Here is a 20,404-nt window from a genome sequence, read left to right on the forward strand (position 1 = left end):
CGCGGCACGTCGGCCCGCGCTCGCGCCGCGTCTGCGTCGTGCTGGCGAACGAAGCTATCGTCGAACAAAGGAAACGCAGTGCTGCCGGATTAATTCGATCGACCTAAATGATCGGCGATCCGCCGGTGACCGCGATAGTTGCGCCGGAGATATAGCTGGCTTCATCGGAGGCGAGCATCACGTAGGCCGCCGCAAGTTCGGCGGGCTGACCGGGCCGCTTCATCGGCACCTGTTCGCCGAACTTCTCGACCTTCTCCGGCGGCATGGTGGAAGGAATCAGCGGCGTCCAGATCGGTCCGGGCGCCACGCAGTTTGCACGGATGCCCTTCTCCGCCAGCAGTTGCGCAAGGCCACCCGTGAAGTTCTGAATCGCGCCCTTGGTCGTCGCATACGCGATCAAACCCGGATTAGGATGATCCGCGTTGATCGACGTGGTATTGATGATCGCGGCACCGGGTTTCATATGTTTGACCGCGGCCCGCGTGATCCTGAACATCGCGCCGATGTTGGTATCGAAGGTCTTGTCCCACTCTTCGTCGCTGATCGCATCGAGCGACGGATAGCTCATCTGGTAGGCGGCGTTATTGACAAGAATGTCCAGCCGGCCAAAAGCCTCGATAGCCCGATCGACGATCGTATTGCAATGCGCGGGCTTCGTGATGTCACCTGGCAGCAAGACGGCTTTGCGGCCCGCCTCCTCGACCCAACGCGCGGTCTCGCGCGCGTCGTCGTCCTCGTTCAGATACGAAATGAGCACGTCGGCGCCTTCGCGCGCGAATGCGATGGCAACGGCGCGGCCGATCCCGCTGTCGCCGCCGGTGACTATCGCCGCTTTGCCCGCGAGACGTCCCGAGCCTCGATAGGACCGCTCGCCGTGGTCGGGTTGCGGTTGCATCGGCGCGGTGAGCCCTGGCGTGTGGGTCTGTTGCTGGTTGGGGAAAGGTGGTGCAGGACGTTGCGTGTCGCTCATGACGGACCTCCGGTTGCGATGAGATTGCGCAATGTGTGAATACACACCGCATGGCAACGCAATCAGCAACCCGTGGACCCGTGTTCTATCGTGGGTTCGACAGCTTCGTCATGCTGGAAGGAGAATTTGATCTGCTTCCCCTGCTCCTGATTCAATCTTTCGGCAATAGCATGATCGACGGTATGGGATTTTTTTCAAAGCGCACGCAGCCTTTACGGTCGTCCGGCCTCGTGCAGTGCAGCGGCTGATTCCAGTACGCGCAACAAACGCTCGGGCGTCAGCGGCTTGGCGCAATGTGCGTCGAAACCGGCCGCTTTGGCGCGGGCCCGGTCGTCACGCGAGGCAAACGCGGTACATGCCACCAGCAGCATATGGGAAGTCGAAGCATGGGCGCGCAGGCGGCGAGCCAGCTCAAGTCCGTCGAGCCCCGGCATCTTGATGTCGAGCACCACCGCGAATGGCTGCCATTCGCGCGCCATCTCGCAGACCGCAAGCGGGTCCTCGAGCGCGCGGCACTCGAAGCCGTCGGCGGTGAGCAACATCTGCAATGCCTCAGCCGCTTCGCGGTAATCGTCCACCACGAGCACACGCCGGTGCGAGGCCATCGCGTACTGGATCGGCCTCCACACGACCACGTCGTCGTTTTCATCCATACGGTCGTCGAACGTCACCCTCTTCTCCCTGGCATTCTTCCATGCGCTACTCGCAGGCACTTCGGAACACGCGCGCAAGATTCGCTCCCGACGTACGGACAAAATCCATCGTGCGCCGGACGAAGGTTTCGGTGTGCGTTGCACGGCGCTCAACGGGCCGCCGCATACGCTTTACCTCACCACCATAGCTCACGCCATAAATCACCGCTCATGGATTTAATACCAGGAGACAGCGCGAATTTCGCGGTAGATGACGCCTGTGCGTCGATCAGACGCACAACGGCTGTGCGGGCCGCGCTTGGCGCGTGCACGAGGCGGCGGCTACTTGCACGCTTTAGGGATTTCTACTCAGCGGGTTTATCCCGAGGAATCGTCGATGAAGCCTTTAAGCATGGCGAGCGTATCGGCGTCGTCGATATGTTTGTCGGTGCGCCAGCGCAGCATGCGCGGAAACCGCACGGCCACGCCGGATTTGTGACGCGGGCTCGCCTGAATGCCCTCGAAGCCGATTTCGAATACCAGCGTGGGCGTCACGCTCCGCACAGGACCGAATTTCTCGATCGTGGTCTTTCGCACAATTGCATCCACCTGACGCATTTCTTCGTCAGTCAGTCCGGAATACGCCTTGGCGAACGGTACGAGCGTGCGTACACCGTCCGCTTCGTCCCATATCGCGAATGTGAAATCGGTGTAGAGACTGGCACGGCGGCCATGGCCACGCTGCGCGTAAACCAGGACGGCATCTACCGCATAAGGATCGATTTTCCATTTCCACCATGTGCCGGAGGCCTTGGTCCGGCCCACACCGTACATCGACTCGCGCTCCTTCACCATCAGACCTTCCACGCCACGCGCACGGCTCTCATCACGCAACGCCGCCAGCGCATGCCAGTCAGGCGCGCGCACGAGCGGCGACACGCGCAGCAGATCACGCGCGAGCGTGCCTTCCATGGCGGTTGCGAGCGCATCCAGTTGGACTCGCCGCGCGGCAAGCGGCGTCATGCGCAAATCCGTGCCGTGCGCTTCGAGCAGATCGTAAGCAAGAAGCGTGGCGGGAGAATCGGCGAGGATTTTTTTCGTCAGCGTTTTGCGGGCAATACGGGGTTGCAAGCGCGCGAATGGCAATGGCGCGCTTGCGCCCGGTTCCCACGCGAGGATCTCCCCATCGATCACGAAGCCGTCTGGCAAGGCCTCACCTAGCGCCGCGACTTCGGGGAACCGGTCCGTGATCAGATCTTCGCCGCGTGACCACAGCCAGACGCGTCCGCCGCGTTTGACGAGCTGCGCGCGAATGCCGTCCCATTTCCATTCGACCTGCCATTGCGAGGGATCGCCAAGCGTGGCCGGATCAGCCTGCAACGGATGGGCCAGGAAGAACGGATACGGCAGCCCGAGATCGCTGTCATGCTGGGGCTCGCCGGCTTGCGCATCGTCACCCGTTGCTTCGGGTGCGATCAAACGCAGATAGCGCGCGGCGTCGGGCTTCTGTTGCGAGTCGGTCCAACCGACCATACGTTGCGCAATCCGCTTATGATCAACGCCCGCCACTTCCGCAAGCGCCCTCACCACCAGTTGCCGCGCCACGCCGACGCGAAACCCGCCGCCAATCAGTTTCGTCAGCAGAAAGCGGCCACCCCAATCGAGTTCGTCCCAATAGCTGAGCAAACGCGTGCGCAACTCTTCCGGCGCCGCCCCACGCAACGTCAGAATGCGCTGCTCGATCCATTGCGTGAGACCCAGTTCGGAGGTGCGCTGCGCGGGCGGCAGAATATGCGCGATGGTCTCCGCCAGATCGCCCACGGCGTGATACGACTCCTCGAATAACCATGCCGGCAGACCGGCGCGCTCGCGGGCGATCTCGCTCAGAAGACGCGTGGGCACCGATTGGCGCGGCTTACCGCCAGCGAGGAAATACGATGCCCACGCCGCATCTTCCGGCTCGGCCACGGCAAAGTAACTGGTAAGCGCCTCGAGTTTGTCGTGCGTCGAGGTGGTCGCGTCGAGCGCGGTATAGAGGGCCGCGAAGCGTTTCATGCGCTACTCGCCGGGTTGACGGGATCAGCGAGCGTGGCGGCGTTATCGGCGGACTCGTCCTGCTCGCCCATCTGATCGAGTGGAAGTTTTACGTTACCTGTAGCGGCTGTTTCATCCGCACCCGCGGCGTCCGCTTCGACCGTATCGTCGCCGTACTGCGTTTCAAACGCGCCCGCTTCGAGGCCCTGTTCCCGCAACCAGCGCACCATCGGCTCGACGGACCCGTGGGTCACGATTACGCGTGCGGCGCCAGTCGCCTGAATAGCCGTTTGCAGGCTGGGCCAATCCGCGTGGTCCGACAGTACGAAACCGCGGTCGACACCACGCCTGCGGCGCGCGCCTCGCAACCGCATCCATCCCGAAGCGAACGCGTCGCTGTAGTCGCCGAAGCGCTTGAGCCACGCGCTGCCCTGCGCGGACGGCGGCGCAACGATCAACGCTTGCCGGAACACGGCCTTGTCCTTGACCGGTATCTCACTGACTGGACGCACCGGCGGCAAGCTGACCCCGGCTTGCCGATACGCGCGATTGAGCGGCTCGACCGCGCCGTGACAGAAGATCGGACCAATGCCCGCGTCGACGCTCGCCAGCACGCGCTGCGCCTTGCCAAACGAATAGCAGAACAGGACCGACGCGCGTCCTTCCGCAGCGTTGTGACGCCACCACGAATCGATGCCATCGAATACGGTTTGCGGCGCGTCCCATCGATAGATCGGCAGGCCGAAGGTCGACTCGGTAATGAAGGTGTCGCACCGTACCGGTTCAAAAGCGTCGCAAGTCGGGTCGGGGTCGAGCTTGTAGTCGCCCGATGCGACCCAAACGCGCCCTCGGTGTTCGATCCGCACTTGCGCCGAGCCCAGCACGTGCCCGGCGGGATGCAGCGAGACGGTTGTGCCGTTGAGATCGAGACGCTCGCCATAAGCCAGGGTTTGCAGCGAAATGCCGGGCAAACGCGACATCAGCACGTTCGCCCCGGCTCGCGACGCAAGATAGTGGCGATGCCCGAAGCGCGCGTGATCGGAATGCGCATGCGTGATCACGGCGCGTTCGACAGGGCGCCACGGGTCGATATAAAAGTCGCCGGGTGGACAGTACAGTCCCTCGGGCCGCGCAACCACCAGGTCCGCGCTGTCCGCGTGGTCAGAGGCTAGGTTCAAGTTGGGTCCTGAAGCAGGTTGATGCAACGTCGCCACAGCCGCCAAGCAAACTGCATTCCCGGCGCACTTTGCCGGGTCGGCGCATCCGAACGACAGCGTTATCCAGTATGGCCGCATACTTGCTTAAGTGACAAGGCAAGCGCGTCGACAAAGTCTGCATGCCCGCAGAGTTCGCAACGCGCGCTGAGAGGTCCCATGCAAACCATCATCGACGATCACGCGTTGTATGTGGCAAAACATCCCGGTACTTTCCTGCTGCAAACCTTGAAGGCGTTTCGTGCAAACCAGGGTTTGCTGCTCGCCGGCGCAGTCGCGTATTACGCGTTGCTGTCGATCGTGCCACTGATGATCCTGATCGTGATCGCCCTGTCGCGCGTCGTGCCGCAACATGTTTTACTGGCGGCGCTCGCGCATCTGTTGCAATGGCTGGTGCCGGGTCAATCGAATGCGCTCGTGCGCGAACTGGCCAATTTTCTCGCGCATCGCGCGGTGATCGGCTGGGTGCTGCTGCTCACCATGATCTTCTTCAGCTCGCTCGCCTTCACCGTTCTGGAGAACGCCATGTCGCTGATTTTCGTTCACCGCGTAGTGGTGCGGCGACGGCACTTCCTGCTCTCGGCCATGCTGCCGTATTGCTACATCCTGTTTCTCGGCGTGGGCTTGCTGATCGTCACCTTCGTGTCGAGCGGTCTCGAGGCGATCGGCGCCGAAGGCATCGATTTGTTCGGGCTGCACGTTTCATTGCAAGGACTCTCTCGCGTCGTGCTGTATCTGCTCGGCCTCGCGGGCGAGATTTTCGTGCTGACTTCGATCTATATGGTGATGCCGGTCGGACGCCCTTCGCTCAAACATGCGCTGTTCGGCGGCATAGTTGCCGCCGCGCTGTGGGAGATCACCCGGCATGTGCTGGTCTGGTATTTCGCCACGCTCTCGCAAGTCAGCGTGGTATATGGATCGCTGACCATGGCGATCGTGATCCTGTTCAGCCTGGAGTGGCTCGCGACATTGCTGCTATTCGGCGCACAGGTGATTTCGCAATACGAACGATTCGGAACCGAGTCACCTGAGGCGCCGCAGCCGAAGATCGAGACCGGTTGACGGACACGCGAATGGAAAGCCTGCGGCGTGCGTCTGCCCGCCACTTTCCGCCGTGCCAATGCCAATGCCAATGCCAATGCCAATGCCAATGCCAATGCCAATGCCAATGCCAATGCCAATGCCAATGCCAATGCCAATGCCAATGCCAATGCCAATGCCAATGCCGATTGCATCATACGGGATTGACCGCTCGCGGATCACATGCGCGCCGGAACCAAACGATGGTCGCTGCGTCAGACGCAAGACCTCTCACTCCGAGTCCCACATGCCGCCCACGCCTGACACCACCGATACACGGCTTCGCGGCAACGCTCGGGCAAGACTCGGGTAACATTCTGCTGAATACCGGCTGAGGCGCGCCCGGCGTGATCGCCGCTTTCATCCGGCAGGCTTCGGGAACAGACCATGAGCATCACCCAGCGCAACAACATACAGATTTCCGGCCGCGGCACACGGACCATGGTGATGGCGCACGGCTTCGGGTGCGATCAGAGCATGTGGCGCTATCTCGCGCCGTCGTTTCATGACGAATACCGGATCGTGCTGTTCGACCACGTCGGCAGTGGCTCGTCCGACCTCGCCGCGTACGACATCGACAAGTACGACTCGCTGCACGGATACGCGAGCGACCTGATCGAGATCATTCGCGAAGTCGCCGAGGCTCCGGTGGTGTTCGTCGGCCACTCCGTGAGCGCGATGATCGGCCTCATCGCGAGCCTCCAGGCGCCGCAACTCTTCCGCGCGCATATCATGGTCAGCCCGTCGCCCTGCTATGTGAACGACGGCGACTACGTGGGCGGCTTCTCTCGCGAAGATATCGAGGACCTGCTGCGCACGCTGGAGAGCAACTACCTCGGCTGGTCGAGTACCGTGGCGCCGGCCATCATGGGCGCGCCGGAGCAGCCGGAACTCGGCGTCGAACTGACCAACAGCTTCTGCCGCGCGGATCCCGAGATCGCGCGGCAATTCGCGCGCGTGACCTTTCTCTCCGACCATCGCGACATCCTGCCGCGCGCCGTCACGCCCACGCTGATTCTGCAATGTAGCGACGACATCATCGCGCCGCGCGAGGTCGGCGAATACATGCACCGCATGCTGCCCGGCAGTTCGCTGCAGCTGATCGAAAACATCGGCCATTGTCCGCACCTGAGTTCGCCTCAGGCGAGCGCGGCTGCCATGCGCGCCTTTCTCGGGCCGATGAGCCTGTAACGCGATGCAAAGCACGGACTACCCGCTGCCCTCCGGCGATGCGTTGTTCGAGCACGCCGCCTGCGGCCTGCTCGTCACCGACCACAACGGCCGCATCCTGCGCGTCAACGCGACCTTCTGCGGCTGGCTCGGCTACGAGGCCCACGAGCTTGCCGGCGCGCGGCAGATCCAGGATCTGCTGAGCACGGGCGGCAAGGTGTTCTATCAGACGCATTGGGCGCCGCTCCTGCAAATGCAGGGTTCGGTGGCCGAGGTCAAGCTGAACATGATGCATCGCGACGGCCACATGCTGCCCATGCTGCTCAACGCGGTGCGCCGCCGTCATGGCGAGCTGACCTACCTCGAAGTGGCCGTGCTGATCGTCGCCGATCGCCATAAGTACGAGCAGGAGTTGCTGCTCGCACGGCGCAACGCCGAGGCCTCCGTGGCCGCGCATCAGCTCGCGCAAAAAGAGTTGCAGGAAAGCCGCGACGTGCTGAGTCTCGCCATGCGCGGCGCGCGCATGGGCGCGTGGTCGCACGAGCCGAAGTCCGGCAGGTTCTGGTGGAGCCGCGAACTGGAAGCGCTCGCGGGCTACGCCGAAGGACGTTTTGCCAATACGCCCGGCGGCTTTTTCGAACTGATTCATCCAGGCGATCTGCTCGCGCTGAACGAGGCGGTGGACCATGCGGTGGAAGCCGGCGACGATTACGTCGCCGAATTCCGCTTCCTGCATGCGAGCGGCGACTGGTGCTGGATGGAAGGGCGCGGGCGCGCCGCCTACGACCGGCACGGCGAGCCGCTGATGATCTACGGCCTCGGCATCGACATTACCGAACGCAAGGAAGCGCAGACCGTGCTGCTGCGCCAGGCCGCGATCTTCGAGCACCTGAGTGACGCGATCGTGATCACCGATCTGCGCGGCAATATCACCGACTTCAACGTGGGCGGCGAGCGCATGCTCGGTTATCGCATGCGCGAGATTCTCGGCAAGCCGGTCGCGCTCTTCCTGCCGCCGGAAGATGCCTTGAACATTCGCCGGGAAACGCTGGCGGCGCTGGCCGCCGAAGGCACGTGGCGCGGCGAGTTGCCCTTCGTGCGGCGCGACGGTTCGCGCGGCGTCTGCGAAACCGTGGTCAAGCCGCTCGCGAACGCGCGTGGCGACATCTACGGCGCGGTCAGCATCAATCGCGACATTACCGAGCGCCGGCGCGCGGAACATCAGCTCACGCGGCTGAATCTCGAACTCTCCAAAGCCGATCGCCGCAAGGATGAATTCCTCGCCACACTCGCGCATGAACTGCGCAATCCGCTTGCGCCCATGCGCAACGTCCTCGAGATTTTGCGTTTGAAGGAGTTCGCCGATCCGCAACTGAACTGGTCGCGCGACGTGTTCGACCGGCAACTGCAACACATGACGCATCTGGTCGACGACCTGCTGGAAGTCTCGCGCATCACCCAGGGCAAGCTGGAGTTGCGCAAGCAACGGCTCGAACTGGCGCGCGCGATGCAATCGGCCATGGAAGCGGCGCGGCCGACCGTGCAGGCCTCATCCCATCATTTGAGCGTGACGCTGCCCCGCGAGCCGCTTTATCTGATCGCCGATCCCACGCGCCTCTCGCAGATGATCCTGAATCTGCTGAACAACGCGGCCAAGTACACGCCGCCTGGCGGCAGCATCTCGCTCGCAGCGGAGCGTGAAGGCGACGAAGCGGTGATCGTCGTGCGCGATTCCGGTATCGGCATTCCACGCGAGCATCTGGACAGCGTGTTCGAAATGTTCTCGCAACTCGCGCCGGCTTTGGACCGCTCGCAAGGCGGGCTCGGCATTGGTCTCGCACTGGTGCGCGGCCTCGCGGAACTGCACGGCGGCACGGTCGCGGCCTTCAGCGACGGCCCCGGCACCGGCAGCGAGTTCGTGATCCGGCTGCCGCTGACGAAAGCCGCCTCGCTGCCGGCCGACAGCGCGCCGCCCGAGGCGCCGCATACGGCCGGCCTGCGCGTGCTGGTCGTCGACGACAACGCGGACGCCGCCGAAAGCCTTGCGATGGTGCTCGAACTCGAAGGCCACGAAGTGCGCACCGCCGGCGACGGCATTGCCGGTCTCGAACTGATCGACGCCTTTGCCCCGCAGGCGGTGATTCTGGATATCGGCTTGCCGCGATTGAACGGCTATGAAGTGGCGCGGCGGATTCGCCGCGATCATGAGGACGCCGGCATCCTGCTGATCGCCGTCACGGGTTGGGGCCAGCAACAGGACAAGCAAACCGCCGTGGAGGCGGGCTTCGACCATCACTTCACCAAACCGGTCGATCCACGGGAATTGCACCGGGTGCTGAGCCGGCAGCGGGTATGAGCGGTGCGCGCGGCTTGTTAAACTGACGCGATTTCCGCCACCCGCCCCTTTATGCTCGCGCACCTCGCTACGCCATTCGCCGCTGTACGCTTTTGCAGCCACTCGCTGCACACCGGCACGCTTGCCCATGTTTGACGAAGCTCAGGTCACGCGCACGTTGGCCGCGCACGGCATCGTGCCCGATGCGAGCCAGCGTCAAGCGATCGCAGCGCTCGCCTCCCTGCTCGGCGCTAACGGCCGGGCCGCGAGATCATCTGGCGCCGCACCGAACCATCAAGGCGTGTACTGCTACGGATTGCCGGGGCGCGGCAAGAGTCTGGTGGTCGATACCGTGTTTGAACTGGCGAACGGCCGAAAGCGGCGTCTGCATTTCCACGAATTTCTGCGTGAGATGAACCGGCGGCTCGTGAACGAGCCACGCGGCGACGACCGGCTCGGCTCGGTCTCGCGACAATGGCTCGATGGTAGCGAGCTGCTGTGTTTCGACGAATTCCACGTGCACGATATCGCCGACGCGTTTCTGATGGGCCGCTTTCTCGATACCGCAATCGGCCTCGGCACCCGCATCGTACTCACCTCGAACTACGCGCCGGACGCCCTGCTCGCCGACCCGGAGTTTCACGAGCGTTTTCTGCCGACCATCGAGCAGATCAAACGCTGCTTCACCGTGATTCATTTCGACGGCGCGCGCGACTATCGTTTCGGCGGAGAAGAAGCGGACGTTCCGCGTTTCTTTGCGCCGCTCGATTCCGCCACCCACGAAGCGCTGCGCCGGATTTTCGTGCACTACGAAGGCAGCGCGGCGCCGAGTCCGGTCACGTTGAGCGCGGCTGGCAGGCCGCTCGCCGCGCGCGCAGCGGGCGCGGCTTTGCTATGGGCAGACTTCGAGAATCTGTGCGTGGCGAGCCGTTCGCATCTCGACTACCTGGAGCTTGCCGAGCAATGGCACGGTCTGATTCTCGACAATCTGCGCACCGAATCGCTGACTCACCCCCACACGCTGCAACGGCTGGTCTGGCTGGTCGATATCTTCTACGACCGCAAGCGCGCCCTGTTCATCGCATCCGATGAGCCGATGGTGGCGGCGCTCAGCGGCCTGGAAGGGGCACATGATCTGTCACGCACGTTGAGCCGTCTTGCCGAAATGCAATCGCGCGCTTATCGCAGCACGCTCGAGAACGCCAGCGAGGTGTCGGCGGACATGCCCGAAGACGCAGTAGACGATTCCGTGTAATGCGCCCGTCAGGTGGTTTGAACCGCGCGTAATTAGGCACGGGCTTCTGCAAATATTGCAACGCAATAGCAATTCCTGCGCACTGCCGCTCTCGCTCAATCCGGGCGAATACACTGCTGATTCATACGACGAAATGGCGATCGGCGCCCTTGCGCCGCAATACGGGAATAGGTCCTGCTAACGCCGTTACGGGCCCATTCTTCAGCGGATAGTCTTCCGCCCCTCCTCGCCGTTATGATCAGAACCGCTTCTGTCGCCGCGGCATTATGCGCGGCCTGCCTCACTTCAGCCTGCGTACACATCGGACCGTCCCGCCTGAAAGCCGACCAGGTCGACTATGCGCGCGCCCTCGGCGACGCAAAGAAACGCGAGATTCTCGCCGCCGTGGTCGGTCTCCGATACGGCGACGCACCCGCGTTCCTGACTGTCAGCAGCATCATCGCGGCCTATACGTTCGACGCGACCGGCGGCGCCACCGCCAACGTCGGCTCGGGCAGCCAGCCGAACTACGCGCTTGCTACGGGCAGCGTGTCATACTCGAATCATCCGACCTTCACGTTCACGCCGACCACCGGCGAAGCATTCGCCTCCGCGTATATCCGGCCGCTCGCGCCGTCGCTGGTATTGCCGCTCGCCGAAGGCGGCATTCCGATCGATCTGCTGTTGCGCATCACCGCGCAGTCGGTGGGCGGCTTGCAGAACGGCAATGCGCTCGGCGGCGAGAACAGCGCGGGCGCGCCGGGTTTCTTCGAATTGCTGCAAGCGCTGCGGCGCCTGCAACTGGCGGGCGAGTTGAACGTCGAGTCACGCCAGGCGGACGGCAAGAACGGCGCGATGGGCGTATATCTGGTCATGGGCGCGACCACCAGCGGCGAGTCGCCGGCCACGGCGGCCGATCTGGCGCGCGTGCGCAAGCTGCTGCATCTGTCGTCGAACACGCGCACGTATGAAATCGTCTACGGCCCCTCGTCGGCCTCGCAGAAGGGCGACAAGATTCCGATGGTGACGCGCTCCGTGCTCGGCATCCTGACCGATCTCGGCGCCCAGGTGCAGGTGCCCGTTGAACGTATCAGCGACGGCTCGACCAAACCGACCGTGGGACTGATCGGCGGTGAGACGCGGCCGACCATCATCGTGCATTCGGGTAAGACGCCGCCTGACAACGCGTATGTGATGATCGCGTATGGCCCGTCCACGTATTGGGTCGATCGCAACGACTTCGATTCGAAATACGCCTTCACGGTGGTGCAGAATCTGATGGCGCTGGCGGAAGCCGACACGAGCAGCAAAGCGCCGGTGGTGACGATTCCGGCGAATTGATTCCGCGTCTGGTGTGCGGGTTGGTGTCGCGATTCATGTCGCGATTCATGTCGCGATTGGTGTCGCACTTGATGCCGCGGCGATGTCAGCGCGCGAAGCCAGGCTGCAAATGAAAAACCGGCGGGTATGAGCTGACTCACTCCGCCGGTGTTTATCGCGCACGCCGCACGCGCGCTACTCCTGGCTGCGCTTGGACTTCACCCGCTCGATCTGCTGCTTCGCCGCTTCATACACATGCTCCGGCGTGAAGCCGAACTTCTTCTTCAGCTCGGCAAGCGGCGCGGAAGCGCCGAACGTATGCATCACCACCTGCGCGCCGAGACGCCCCACATAGCGGTCCCAGCCCAGCGAGGCAGCCTGTTCGACCGCCACGCGCGCGTCCACGTCCGGCGGCAACACCGAATCCTGATACGCCTCGTCCTGACGCTCGAAGATATCCCACGACGGCATCGACACGACACGCGCCGCGATGCCCTCGCTCTTGAGTTTCTCGTACACGTCGACGCAAACCGAGAGTTCGCTGCCGGTCGCCATCAGGATCACTTGCGGCTTCTGTCCGTCGGCGGCATCGGCCAGCACGTAGGCGCCCTTCTGCGTGCCGCTCGCGGCCGCATAGCGGCTGCGGTCCAGCGTGGGCAGCGGCTGACGCGACACGACGATGCACGAAGGCCGCCGCGGATCGGCAAGTGCTGCACGCCACGCCTCGGCCACTTCGTTGGCGTCGCCCGGACGCAGCACGGTCAGCCCCGGCACGCCGCGCAGCGACGCTAGCTGCTCGATCGGCTGATGCGTCGGACCATCTTCGCCCACGCCGATCGAATCGTGCGTGAACACGTAGATAGCCGGCACTTCCATGATCGCCGAGAGGCGGATTGGCGGCTTCATATAGTCGCTGAAAATCAGGAAGGTCGAGCCGAACGGCCGCAGATTCGACAGCGCGAGGCCGTTCACCGCCGCGCCCATCGCGTGTTCGCGAATGCCGAAATGCAGGTTGCAGCCGCCGTAATTGTCGTGTTCGAAGCTGCCCGCGCCCTCGAACTTCAGATTGGTTTTGGTGGAAGGCGCGAGGTCGGCCGCGCCGCCGATCATCCATGGAACGCGCGCGGCAATCGCGTTGAGCGCCTTGCCCGACGAATCGCGTGAAGCGACACCCTTCGGGTCCGCGTCGAAGGTGGGAATGTCGCTGTCCCAACCTGCCGGCAATTCGTGCGCTTCGATCTGGGCGAATTCACGCGCCAGTTCCGGGTGCTTTTTGTTGTAAGCCTCGTACTTCGCCTGCCAGTCTTCGCGCGCCGCCTTGCCTCGCGCACCGAAGCCCGCAGCGAAGCGTTCGTGCACGCCGTCCGGCACATAGAAAAATTTATCCTCGGGCCAGCCGTACGCCTTTTTGGCGAGCGCCACTTCCTCGACGCCGAGCGGTTCGCCGTGCGCCGCCGAAGTGTCCTGCTTATGCGGCGCGCCCCAGCCGATCATGCTGTGCACCACGATCAGAGTCGGCCTGTCGGTGATGCTTTTCGCTTCGACGAACGCTGCTTCGAGCGCGGCGGCGTCGTTCGCGTCGTTCACATGCAGCGTGTGCCAGTTGTAGCCGCGAAAGCGGCTCTCCACGTCGTCGCTATAGGCGAGGTCCGTATGGCCCTCGATCGTGACGCGGTTGCTGTCATAGATCCAGATCAGATTGGACAGCTTGAGATGTCCCGCGAGCGAAGCCGCCTCGTGCGAGATGCCTTCCATCATGTCGCCGTCGCCACACAGCGCGTAGACCCGATAGTCGAACAGCGGCGCATCCGGTTGGTTGAAGTGGCTCTCGTACCAGCGTGCCGCCATCGCCATGCCGACGCTGTTGCCGAGCCCTTGCCCGAGCGGGCCGGTGGTGGTCTCGACGCCGGTCGTCATCCGGTATTCCGGGTGGCCCGGCGTCTTGCTGCCCAATTGACGGAAATGCTCGATATCGTCGAGCGACACAGCGGGTCCGTTAGTAGGCTTGCCGTCGTCATCCACGGCCTTGACGTTCGCGAGGTGCAACAGCGAATACAACAGCATCGATGCATGCCCGACCGAGAGCACGAAGCGATCGCGATTCGGCCACAGCGGCTCGTCCGGGTCGTAACGCAGATGGTTTTGCCACAGGTGATAGGCAACGGGTGCCAATGCCATGGGCGTGCCGGGGTGACCGGAATTGGCCTTTTGCACAGCGTCCATCGACAGCGTGCGAATCGTGTTGATACACAGCTGATCGAGGGCGGGATCGTTTTGCATGGGACACTCCTTGTTCGGCGTGAAAGAGACGACCGGGACGCACTGCCTGCGTCGGCGAACCCGGCGAACCGTGTTGATGTGGCAGAACGCATGAGGAACCGCTGCGAGACTCGACGATGATGCGCCAATGCGCGCAAACCTGCACGGAGCGTGACATGCCGCATGTACAGGGTTGCTGTTGGAAGGAAGCAGCGGATTTTCTTTCAGAGGGCTTGCGCTACAGAATCGTTCGGAACGTCGCGGCTACAAGTCAAAAAGAAGCGACCGCCTCAGGCTGCATGCAGCCAATGCTCCACCAGCGGGCCGTGTTCGCCGTCAATCGGATCCAGCGACGGAAAAGGCAACGCCTCCATGGCCGCCAGTTCGTCCGGCGTGAGCGCCTCGCGGCGGATATCCCATTGCTGCCCCTCGGGATAACCGGCCACCACCCGGAAGTGCCGCGCGAACGATTGGAGGCAATGGCCGGTGCCGGCCGGCAGCAGGATCGCGTCGCCGGCGGACAGCGTCACCACCGTGCCGCCCGGTCCGCCTACGATCACTTGCGCGGACCCGTCCGTCACGCCCAGAATTTCGTGCGCGGTAGCGTGGAAATGATGGTAGTCGAAGATGCCATCGCGCCATTGCGTCGGCCATGCGTTGCGTTCGAACAGGATTTCGAATGCGGCACCGAGGTCGCCGCTGTCCGGCATGAGCGCACGCCGGTAGATCACGACCGGCAGCTTGCGGTTATTCGGCACCCAATCATGCGGCTTCAGCATGAAGGCTTCGTACTCCGTTTGAGCCGCATCGAATCCATGCAGCGAATCGTTGTGCATGGCATGCTCCTTTGCGCCCCGATGCTCACGATGTTGCGCGGAATCCGGCGCGCGCGTCGGCCCCGGCGATCTTTTCAGCGCCGCATAAAGCGCGCCCGCCTGCGCGCGCGCGATTCTTTGAGCCGCTTTGCGCGCGTGACCGTGTCGGTGAACGAATTTTTCAAACATATGAAGTGAATCCTCCCCTGGTGGGATTTGCATGTACGACACCACCGCGTGTCGAAGCAGCACGTGGCGCGTCAGTTCTTGCGCTGCGACTCGCGTCCGCCCCCTCCCGGCGGCTCGGCATGGGAGCCTGTGCCCAGGGGCACCTCGGCGGTTTGCGCGGGGCTCTCGCTGGAGCGCGGCGGATTAGTCTGCTTGTCCACGCCGGTCTGCTCGACGGGCTCGATGCCCAGCGGGCTGGGTTCGACATAGTGCGTGCCGCTCGGCTTGTTACGCTGTTTCACCGCCTCGGCACTGTGTTCGGCGGAGCTATCCTGGGGTTTGCTGTCCTGCATGACGCCCTCCTCATGTTGTCGGGTATATCGTCATTGCAGCAACATCCGGTCCCTCTCCGCCGACTGTGCGGAAAGCGCACTCGAACCACGGTGGGCACGTCGGTTGCGGCGTTTCAAGTGGAGGTCCGGACCACCATTTGTAAAAAGGAGATCCTCATGACGATGACGACCATTCGCCTGTCCGAAACGGAAGTGCAAGTCGAGCGAACCCTTTACACATTCGCCCAAAAGAACGACGCGGACGCATTCCAGCGCTGCCTCGCCGATACTTCGATCGATAGTTGCTACCGCACCCATCCGCCGTTATCCGTCCGACCGACGGTGCCCGACGAACATCCCGACGATCCCGGTCGGGGCAGCACGATTTCTCCATCGCTCGGCGGCATGCCCTGAGCCGTTGCGTTTTGCGGGCGGCGCGCTCACGCCGCCCTCGTCACTTTTCAGGGGCCGCGCGATCCGCGGCGACAATCTCCCGACCATAGTCGATCGCGGCGCGCCGCGCCTCGTCGGCGGTCGCGTATGGCCCGATCTCCGGCGCACCATCGAATGGAAACAGGATCTTTCTGTCCGCCTTTCTGACTACCTTCAGTCCACCTACGTAACGGCCATCGCCTGTTCCGTGATAGCTGGCGTAAATCTCGAAGTCGTCGTCAGCCACGTCGGCCTTATGTCGCGCCATTTGTCTTTCCCTTATCCCTGCACTTCAGTGCGTCGTGTTCGATGTGATATGACGGCGAGTGTCGCCGCTCGGCGCCGCGCGCATGTCTTGACCGAGCAATAGCCGTTCCACTCGGTCAGGGCCTGAATTGGGGGAAACATTTGGGGAAACGAAGGCGAGTGGCATGCGGATTGCAGATGGCGGTTTGCAAACGGGGTTTGTCAACATCAGCCTCGCCGTCACGGAGACAACAATGATTCTGTTCAGCACACGACGCAGACCGACCTTGCATCTGCATACGCCGACGCCACCCGCGGTCGATCCCGATGTCCCGCTCCCCACCAGCGATCCCGACCCGTCGCCGCCGCCCGACGATGTGCCGCCGAACGATCCGACACGTGCGCCCGAAGGCGATCCGCCAGTCAAACCGCCGCCGGTCGCCACCACCTTCTTCCAGCCTCAGAAGATCGTTGTAAGCGCAAATTAATTCGCTGGTCCGGTAATTGCGGTCCTCCTCCTGCGAGCCGGTCTTCGAGGAGCGGCCGCCTACGCCGAGGAGGCCCAGCATGAGTACGGATGAGATCGCCGGAACAGCACCCGACAACGCGGAAGCGGATTGCACGCCCGACAGCGCGCCGATCAAGGAATACCGCAACGCGGCAGGCGGCTGGGGCTCGGTGAAAGCGGTCGCGTCGATTCTCGTGCAGGAACACGTCACGTTGAACGGGAGTCGCATCCTGGCGCAACAGAACAAGGCGGACGGCTTCGCGTGCGTAAGCTGCTCATGGGCCAAACCGGCGGACCCGAACCTGTTCGAGTTCTGCGAAAACGGCGCGAAGGCGACCGCATGGGAAATCACCAGCAAACGCGTCGAAGCCGACTTTTTCGCCACGCATACACTGAACGAACTGCGCGCATGGAGCGGTCTCGAACTCGAATCGCGCGGGCGGCTGACCGCACCGATGCGTTGGGATGCCACAAGCGACCGCTATGTGCAGACCACCTGGGAACACGCGTTCGCCGAAATCGCGAGGGAACTGCAAGCCATTCACCCGAACGAGGCCGTATTTTATGCGTCCGGCCGCGCCTCGCTGGAAGCGTCCTACATGTATGCGTTGCTTGCCCGGCTCTACGGCACCAACAATTTGCCCGACAGCTCGAACATGTGTCACGAAAGCACCTCGGTCGGCTTGCCGAAGACGATCGGCGTGCCGGTCGGGACGGTGCAACTCGAAGACTTCACCCACACCGACTGCATGCTGTTTTTTGGCCATAACACGGGCACCAACGCGCCGCGCATGTTGCATCAACTGCAGGACGCGCGCAAACGCGGCGTGGAGATCATCACCTTCAATCCACTGAAGGAGCGCGGGCTGGTTAATTTTGCGAACCCGCAGTCGCCGCTCGACATGCTGACCCCGGCCGACACGCAGATCAGCACGCAATACCATCAGGTCAAGATCGGCGGCGACGCGGCGGCAATTGCCGGACTGTGCAAGCTGCTGATCGAATGGGACGACGACGCGCAACGCAACGCGGCGCCACGCGTTCTCGACGCGGCGTTCATTGCCGAACACACACTCGGTTTCGAAGCCTTCGCCGACGCCATGCGCGCGACCTCATGGGAAGAGATCGAGCAGCGCTCGCAACTCAGCCGCGCCGCGCTCGAAAGCGTGGCGCGTGTTTACGCGCAGGCGAATGCGTCGATGGTCTTATACGGCATGGGCATCACGCAACACCGCAACGGCGTGCATAACGTGCAGATGTTGTCGAACCTGCTGCTTTTACGCGGCAATATCGGCCGGCCCGGCGCCGGCATCTGTCCGATTCGCGGCCACTCGAACGTGCAGGGACAGCGCACGGTCGGCATCACGGAGAAGCCTGAACTCGCGCCGCTCGACACACTGAAGGACCTGTATGGCTTCGAGCCGCCGCGCGACAAAGGCATGAGCACCGTCGAAGCCTGTCGCGGCGTGCTCGACGGCAAGGTCAAAGCCTTTATCGGCTTAGGGGGCAATTTCCAGGTGGCGATTCCCGATCATCTTGTCATGGACCCCGCCTGGCAACGGCTGCGGCTCACGGTGCAGATCGCCACCAAACTGAATCGCAGCCATCTGTTGCATGGCGAGGTCGCCTATCTGCTGCCGTGTCTCGGGCGCATCGAGATAGACCGCCAGGCGAGCGGCGAGCAATGGGTCAGCGTGGAAGACAGCACGGCCTGCGTACACGGTTCGCATGGAATGGCCGAGCCGGCCGGCGACATGTTGCTGTCCGAGCCGGCGATTGTCGCGGGCATCGCCAAGGCGCTGTTGCCGCGCAATCCGAATCTCGACTGGGATGCGTGGGTAGATGACTATGCACTGGTGCGCGAGGCGATCGAGCGCACCTATCCGGATCAGTTCAAGGGCTTCAATCAGCGCTTCAGGCAGCCAGGCGGGTTTCATCGGCCGCTTGCGGCGTGCGAGCGCAAATGGAACACGGAAAACGGCAAGGCCAACTTCATCGTGCCCGATACGCTCGACGAAGACGCGGATATGCCGTCGCGCGGCCCCGACGTGCTGCGCCTGATGACGACCCGCGGCGACAGCCAGTTCAACACGACCGTGTACGGTCTCGACGACCGCTTCCGCGGCGTGCAAGGCAGCCGTGAGGTGTTGCTCATGCATCAGGACGACATGACACGGCTCGGCTTTGCGGAAGGCGAATCGGTATGTATCTCCACCGACTCGAACGACGGCATCTCGCGCGAGATCGACGGCATGTACGTCCATGCGTTCGACATTCCGCGTGGCTGCATCATGGGCTATTACCCGGAATGCAACCGCTTGATTCCGCTCTCGCATCATGCGAAAACGAGTCAGGTGCCGGCTTCCAAGTCGATCCCGGTGCGGCTGCGCAAATCCACCCTCGTGACCGAAGCCGCCGCCTGACGCGGCGCAAGCAGACAGACCTCAGAACTGATGCAGCATCCCGACATAAGCGCCGGTTTGCGATTCGCCGACGAGCGGACTCGTGTTGCCAACCGCATCGCGAGGCGAAGCTTCGAGCGAAAAATTCGAGTTGCTGCCGTTGTGCACGTAACCCACCGTGCCATACAGGAAGGTGCGCTTCGACAGGTTGTAGGTGGTGCCGAGCACGTACATCATCGCGTGGCCGGACGGATCGTGCGCGGCGTCGCCCGATCCGTCGCCGACCTTCACGTAGAATCCGCCCGCCGTCACGGCCCAGCGGGGCTGGAAGGTGTAAGTGGCGCCGAGCCAGTAGTGGTCCGCGGTGTCGGCCACGCCGGCCGGCGAATCGGGTGCTGAGTAATGCGTGTAGGCGCCCTGCAGTTTCAGCGAGTCGAGGCGCACGTTCGCGCCCACGAAATATTCGCGCGACGCCTGGAAGATGTTGCTGAAGTGGCCGTTGACGTCACGCAGTTCGTCGTAGATGCCGCGCACGTCGAAGAGCGGCGAGTGGTACGTCAGCATGATGCCGTCCGAGCGGCCGAACTCGCCCACCGCGCCGCTATTGAACGCGCCTGGCTGGTTGCCGAACGCATATTGCGCCTGCACGTCGAAACCCCAGAACACCGGGCTGTGATACTCGACGTTGTTGCTCGTCTGCTGCCAGTTGCGCCCGCGCACGAGCGAGGCCGACGAAAACGCCTGCTGCACGAACGGGTCGAATTCCCACACGCCGTCGCTGTCGATAAACAGATTACGGCCGGCCTGCAACGTGCCCCACTGTTCGCTCTTCAAACCCGCGAACGCGCGCCGTGACCAGAGCCGCCCGCCGCTTGTCGTACCGTTCATGACCTGCAAGCCGGTTTCGAGGTTGAAGATCGCATTCAGGCCGCCGCCCAGGTCTTCATTGCCTTTGAGGCCGAGCATACTGGTGCCCCAATCGCCTCCTTCCGCGCTCCAGCGGCTTGAACTGCCGCCCGCGCCGTTGTTGATGTGATCCAGATATTCGAGGCCCGCGTCGAGGCGGCCATATAGCGTCACACTCGTTTGGCCATATGCCAGCGGACTTGCCACGGCCAGCGCAGCCATGAGTTTTGTATGTAGTCTCATTGTTTTGCCTTCGATTTGTCCTGTCGCGATGTGGGGCAAAGCGGACTGCGAATGTTTCGAAGCTGCCGGCCAGCCTGGAATGCAATTGGCAGTTCGAAAGCCGC

General features: G+C 63.1%; 18 protein-coding genes. 9 read left to right on the plus strand and 9 right to left on the minus strand.

The window, feature by feature from the left end; translation table 11 throughout:
* Window positions 1–103: 103 nt before the first annotated feature.
* The 4 genes from P0D68_RS15730 to P0D68_RS15745 all read right to left on the minus strand — a co-directional run bounded on the left by P0D68_RS15730 (window position 104) and on the right by P0D68_RS15745 (window position 4,814).
* A complete protein-coding gene (locus tag P0D68_RS15730) occupies window positions 104–970 on the minus strand; it encodes an SDR family oxidoreductase (protein WP_408297716.1) in 867 nt (288 codons plus the stop codon).
* Window positions 971–1,182: 212 nt separating this feature from the next.
* Window positions 1,183–1,641: a response regulator gene (locus P0D68_RS15735; protein WP_091808275.1), complete on the minus strand. Its 459-nt coding sequence runs from the start codon at window positions 1,639–1,641 to the stop codon at window positions 1,183–1,185.
* 339 nt (window positions 1,642–1,980) lie between these two features.
* Complete coding sequence (locus tag P0D68_RS15740) at window positions 1,981–3,657, minus strand: ATP-dependent DNA ligase (RefSeq protein WP_408297714.1); 1,677 nt, start codon at window positions 3,655–3,657, stop codon at window positions 1,981–1,983.
* The gene (locus tag P0D68_RS15745; RefSeq protein WP_408297712.1) at window positions 3,654–4,814 is read right to left on the minus strand and encodes a ligase-associated DNA damage response exonuclease; all 1,161 of its coding nucleotides are present in this window, start codon (window positions 4,812–4,814) and stop codon (window positions 3,654–3,656) included. The genes P0D68_RS15740 and P0D68_RS15745 overlap by 4 nt, the downstream gene beginning before the upstream one ends.
* Window positions 4,815–5,009: 195 nt before the next feature.
* Between P0D68_RS15745 and P0D68_RS15750 the strand changes: the two genes are divergently transcribed.
* The 6 genes from P0D68_RS15750 to P0D68_RS15775 all read left to right on the plus strand — a co-directional run bounded on the left by P0D68_RS15750 (window position 5,010) and on the right by P0D68_RS15775 (window position 12,010).
* Complete coding sequence (locus tag P0D68_RS15750; RefSeq protein ID WP_408183946.1) at window positions 5,010–5,912, plus strand: YihY/virulence factor BrkB family protein; 903 nt, start codon at window positions 5,010–5,012, stop codon at window positions 5,910–5,912.
* Window positions 5,913–5,939: 27 nt separating this feature from the next.
* Entirely contained in the window at window positions 5,940–6,098 is a 159-nt protein-coding gene (locus P0D68_RS15755) for a hypothetical protein (protein ID WP_408468649.1), read from the plus strand.
* A 219-nt stretch (window positions 6,099–6,317) separates the two neighbouring features.
* Window positions 6,318–7,121 carry an alpha/beta fold hydrolase gene (locus P0D68_RS15760; RefSeq protein ID WP_091808265.1) on the plus strand — a complete coding sequence of 268 codons (804 nt, stop codon included), beginning with the start codon at window positions 6,318–6,320 and terminating at the stop codon, window positions 7,119–7,121.
* 4 nt (window positions 7,122–7,125) lie between these two features.
* Window positions 7,126–9,456 (plus strand): PAS domain S-box protein, encoded by a 2,331-nt coding sequence (locus P0D68_RS15765; protein ID WP_408297709.1) that lies wholly within the window; start codon window positions 7,126–7,128, stop codon window positions 9,454–9,456.
* Between the two features lie 127 nt (window positions 9,457–9,583).
* Entirely contained in the window at window positions 9,584–10,690 is a 1,107-nt protein-coding gene (gene zapE, locus P0D68_RS15770) for a cell division protein ZapE (RefSeq protein ID WP_408297707.1), read from the plus strand.
* A 234-nt stretch (window positions 10,691–10,924) separates the two neighbouring features.
* On the plus strand, window positions 10,925–12,010 hold the full coding sequence (locus tag P0D68_RS15775; protein ID WP_091808258.1) for a hypothetical protein: 1,086 nt from the start codon (window positions 10,925–10,927) through the stop codon (window positions 12,008–12,010).
* 174 nt (window positions 12,011–12,184) lie between these two features.
* Here the strand turns inward: P0D68_RS15775 and tkt are convergent, their stop codons facing one another.
* From tkt to P0D68_RS15790, 3 genes are all read right to left on the minus strand, one after another.
* Window positions 12,185–14,269 carry a transketolase gene (gene tkt, locus P0D68_RS15780; protein ID WP_408297703.1) on the minus strand — a complete coding sequence of 695 codons (2,085 nt, stop codon included), beginning with the start codon at window positions 14,267–14,269 and terminating at the stop codon, window positions 12,185–12,187.
* A gap of 269 nt (window positions 14,270–14,538) precedes the next feature.
* Window positions 14,539–15,084, minus strand: coding sequence for a cupin domain-containing protein (locus P0D68_RS15785; protein ID WP_408297701.1), 546 nt, complete (start codon window positions 15,082–15,084; stop codon window positions 14,539–14,541).
* A gap of 239 nt (window positions 15,085–15,323) precedes the next feature.
* Window positions 15,324–15,584: a hypothetical protein gene (locus P0D68_RS15790; RefSeq protein WP_408183951.1), complete on the minus strand. Its 261-nt coding sequence runs from the start codon at window positions 15,582–15,584 to the stop codon at window positions 15,324–15,326.
* A gap of 156 nt (window positions 15,585–15,740) precedes the next feature.
* On the opposite strand from P0D68_RS15790, the gene P0D68_RS15795 reads away from it, so the two are divergent.
* Window positions 15,741–15,977 (plus strand): hypothetical protein, encoded by a 237-nt coding sequence (locus P0D68_RS15795; RefSeq protein ID WP_408297699.1) that lies wholly within the window; start codon window positions 15,741–15,743, stop codon window positions 15,975–15,977.
* A 40-nt stretch (window positions 15,978–16,017) separates the two neighbouring features.
* On the opposite strand, the gene P0D68_RS15800 is transcribed toward P0D68_RS15795, so the two are convergent.
* Window positions 16,018–16,263 carry a DUF6723 family protein gene (locus tag P0D68_RS15800; RefSeq protein WP_091808250.1) on the minus strand — a complete coding sequence of 82 codons (246 nt, stop codon included), beginning with the start codon at window positions 16,261–16,263 and terminating at the stop codon, window positions 16,018–16,020.
* Between the two features lie 163 nt (window positions 16,264–16,426).
* Here P0D68_RS15800 and P0D68_RS15805 point away from each other — a divergent pair, with 163 nt between their 5' ends.
* Window positions 16,427–16,729, plus strand: a complete 303-nt coding sequence (locus P0D68_RS15805; RefSeq protein WP_408297697.1) for a hypothetical protein — start codon at window positions 16,427–16,429, stop codon at window positions 16,727–16,729.
* 79 nt (window positions 16,730–16,808) lie between these two features.
* A complete protein-coding gene (locus P0D68_RS15810) occupies window positions 16,809–19,172 on the plus strand; it encodes an FdhF/YdeP family oxidoreductase (protein WP_408297695.1) in 2,364 nt (787 codons plus the stop codon).
* Window positions 19,173–19,193: 21 nt separating this feature from the next.
* Here P0D68_RS15810 and P0D68_RS15815 read toward each other — a convergent pair whose 3' ends face one another.
* Window positions 19,194–20,300: a porin gene (locus tag P0D68_RS15815; protein ID WP_494471293.1), complete on the minus strand. Its 1,107-nt coding sequence runs from the start codon at window positions 20,298–20,300 to the stop codon at window positions 19,194–19,196.
* Window positions 20,301–20,404: the final 104 nt, after the last annotated feature.

This window comes from Paraburkholderia sp. RL17-380-BIE-A (assembly GCF_046028085.1).
GTDB lineage: Bacteria > Pseudomonadota > Gammaproteobacteria > Burkholderiales > Burkholderiaceae > Paraburkholderia.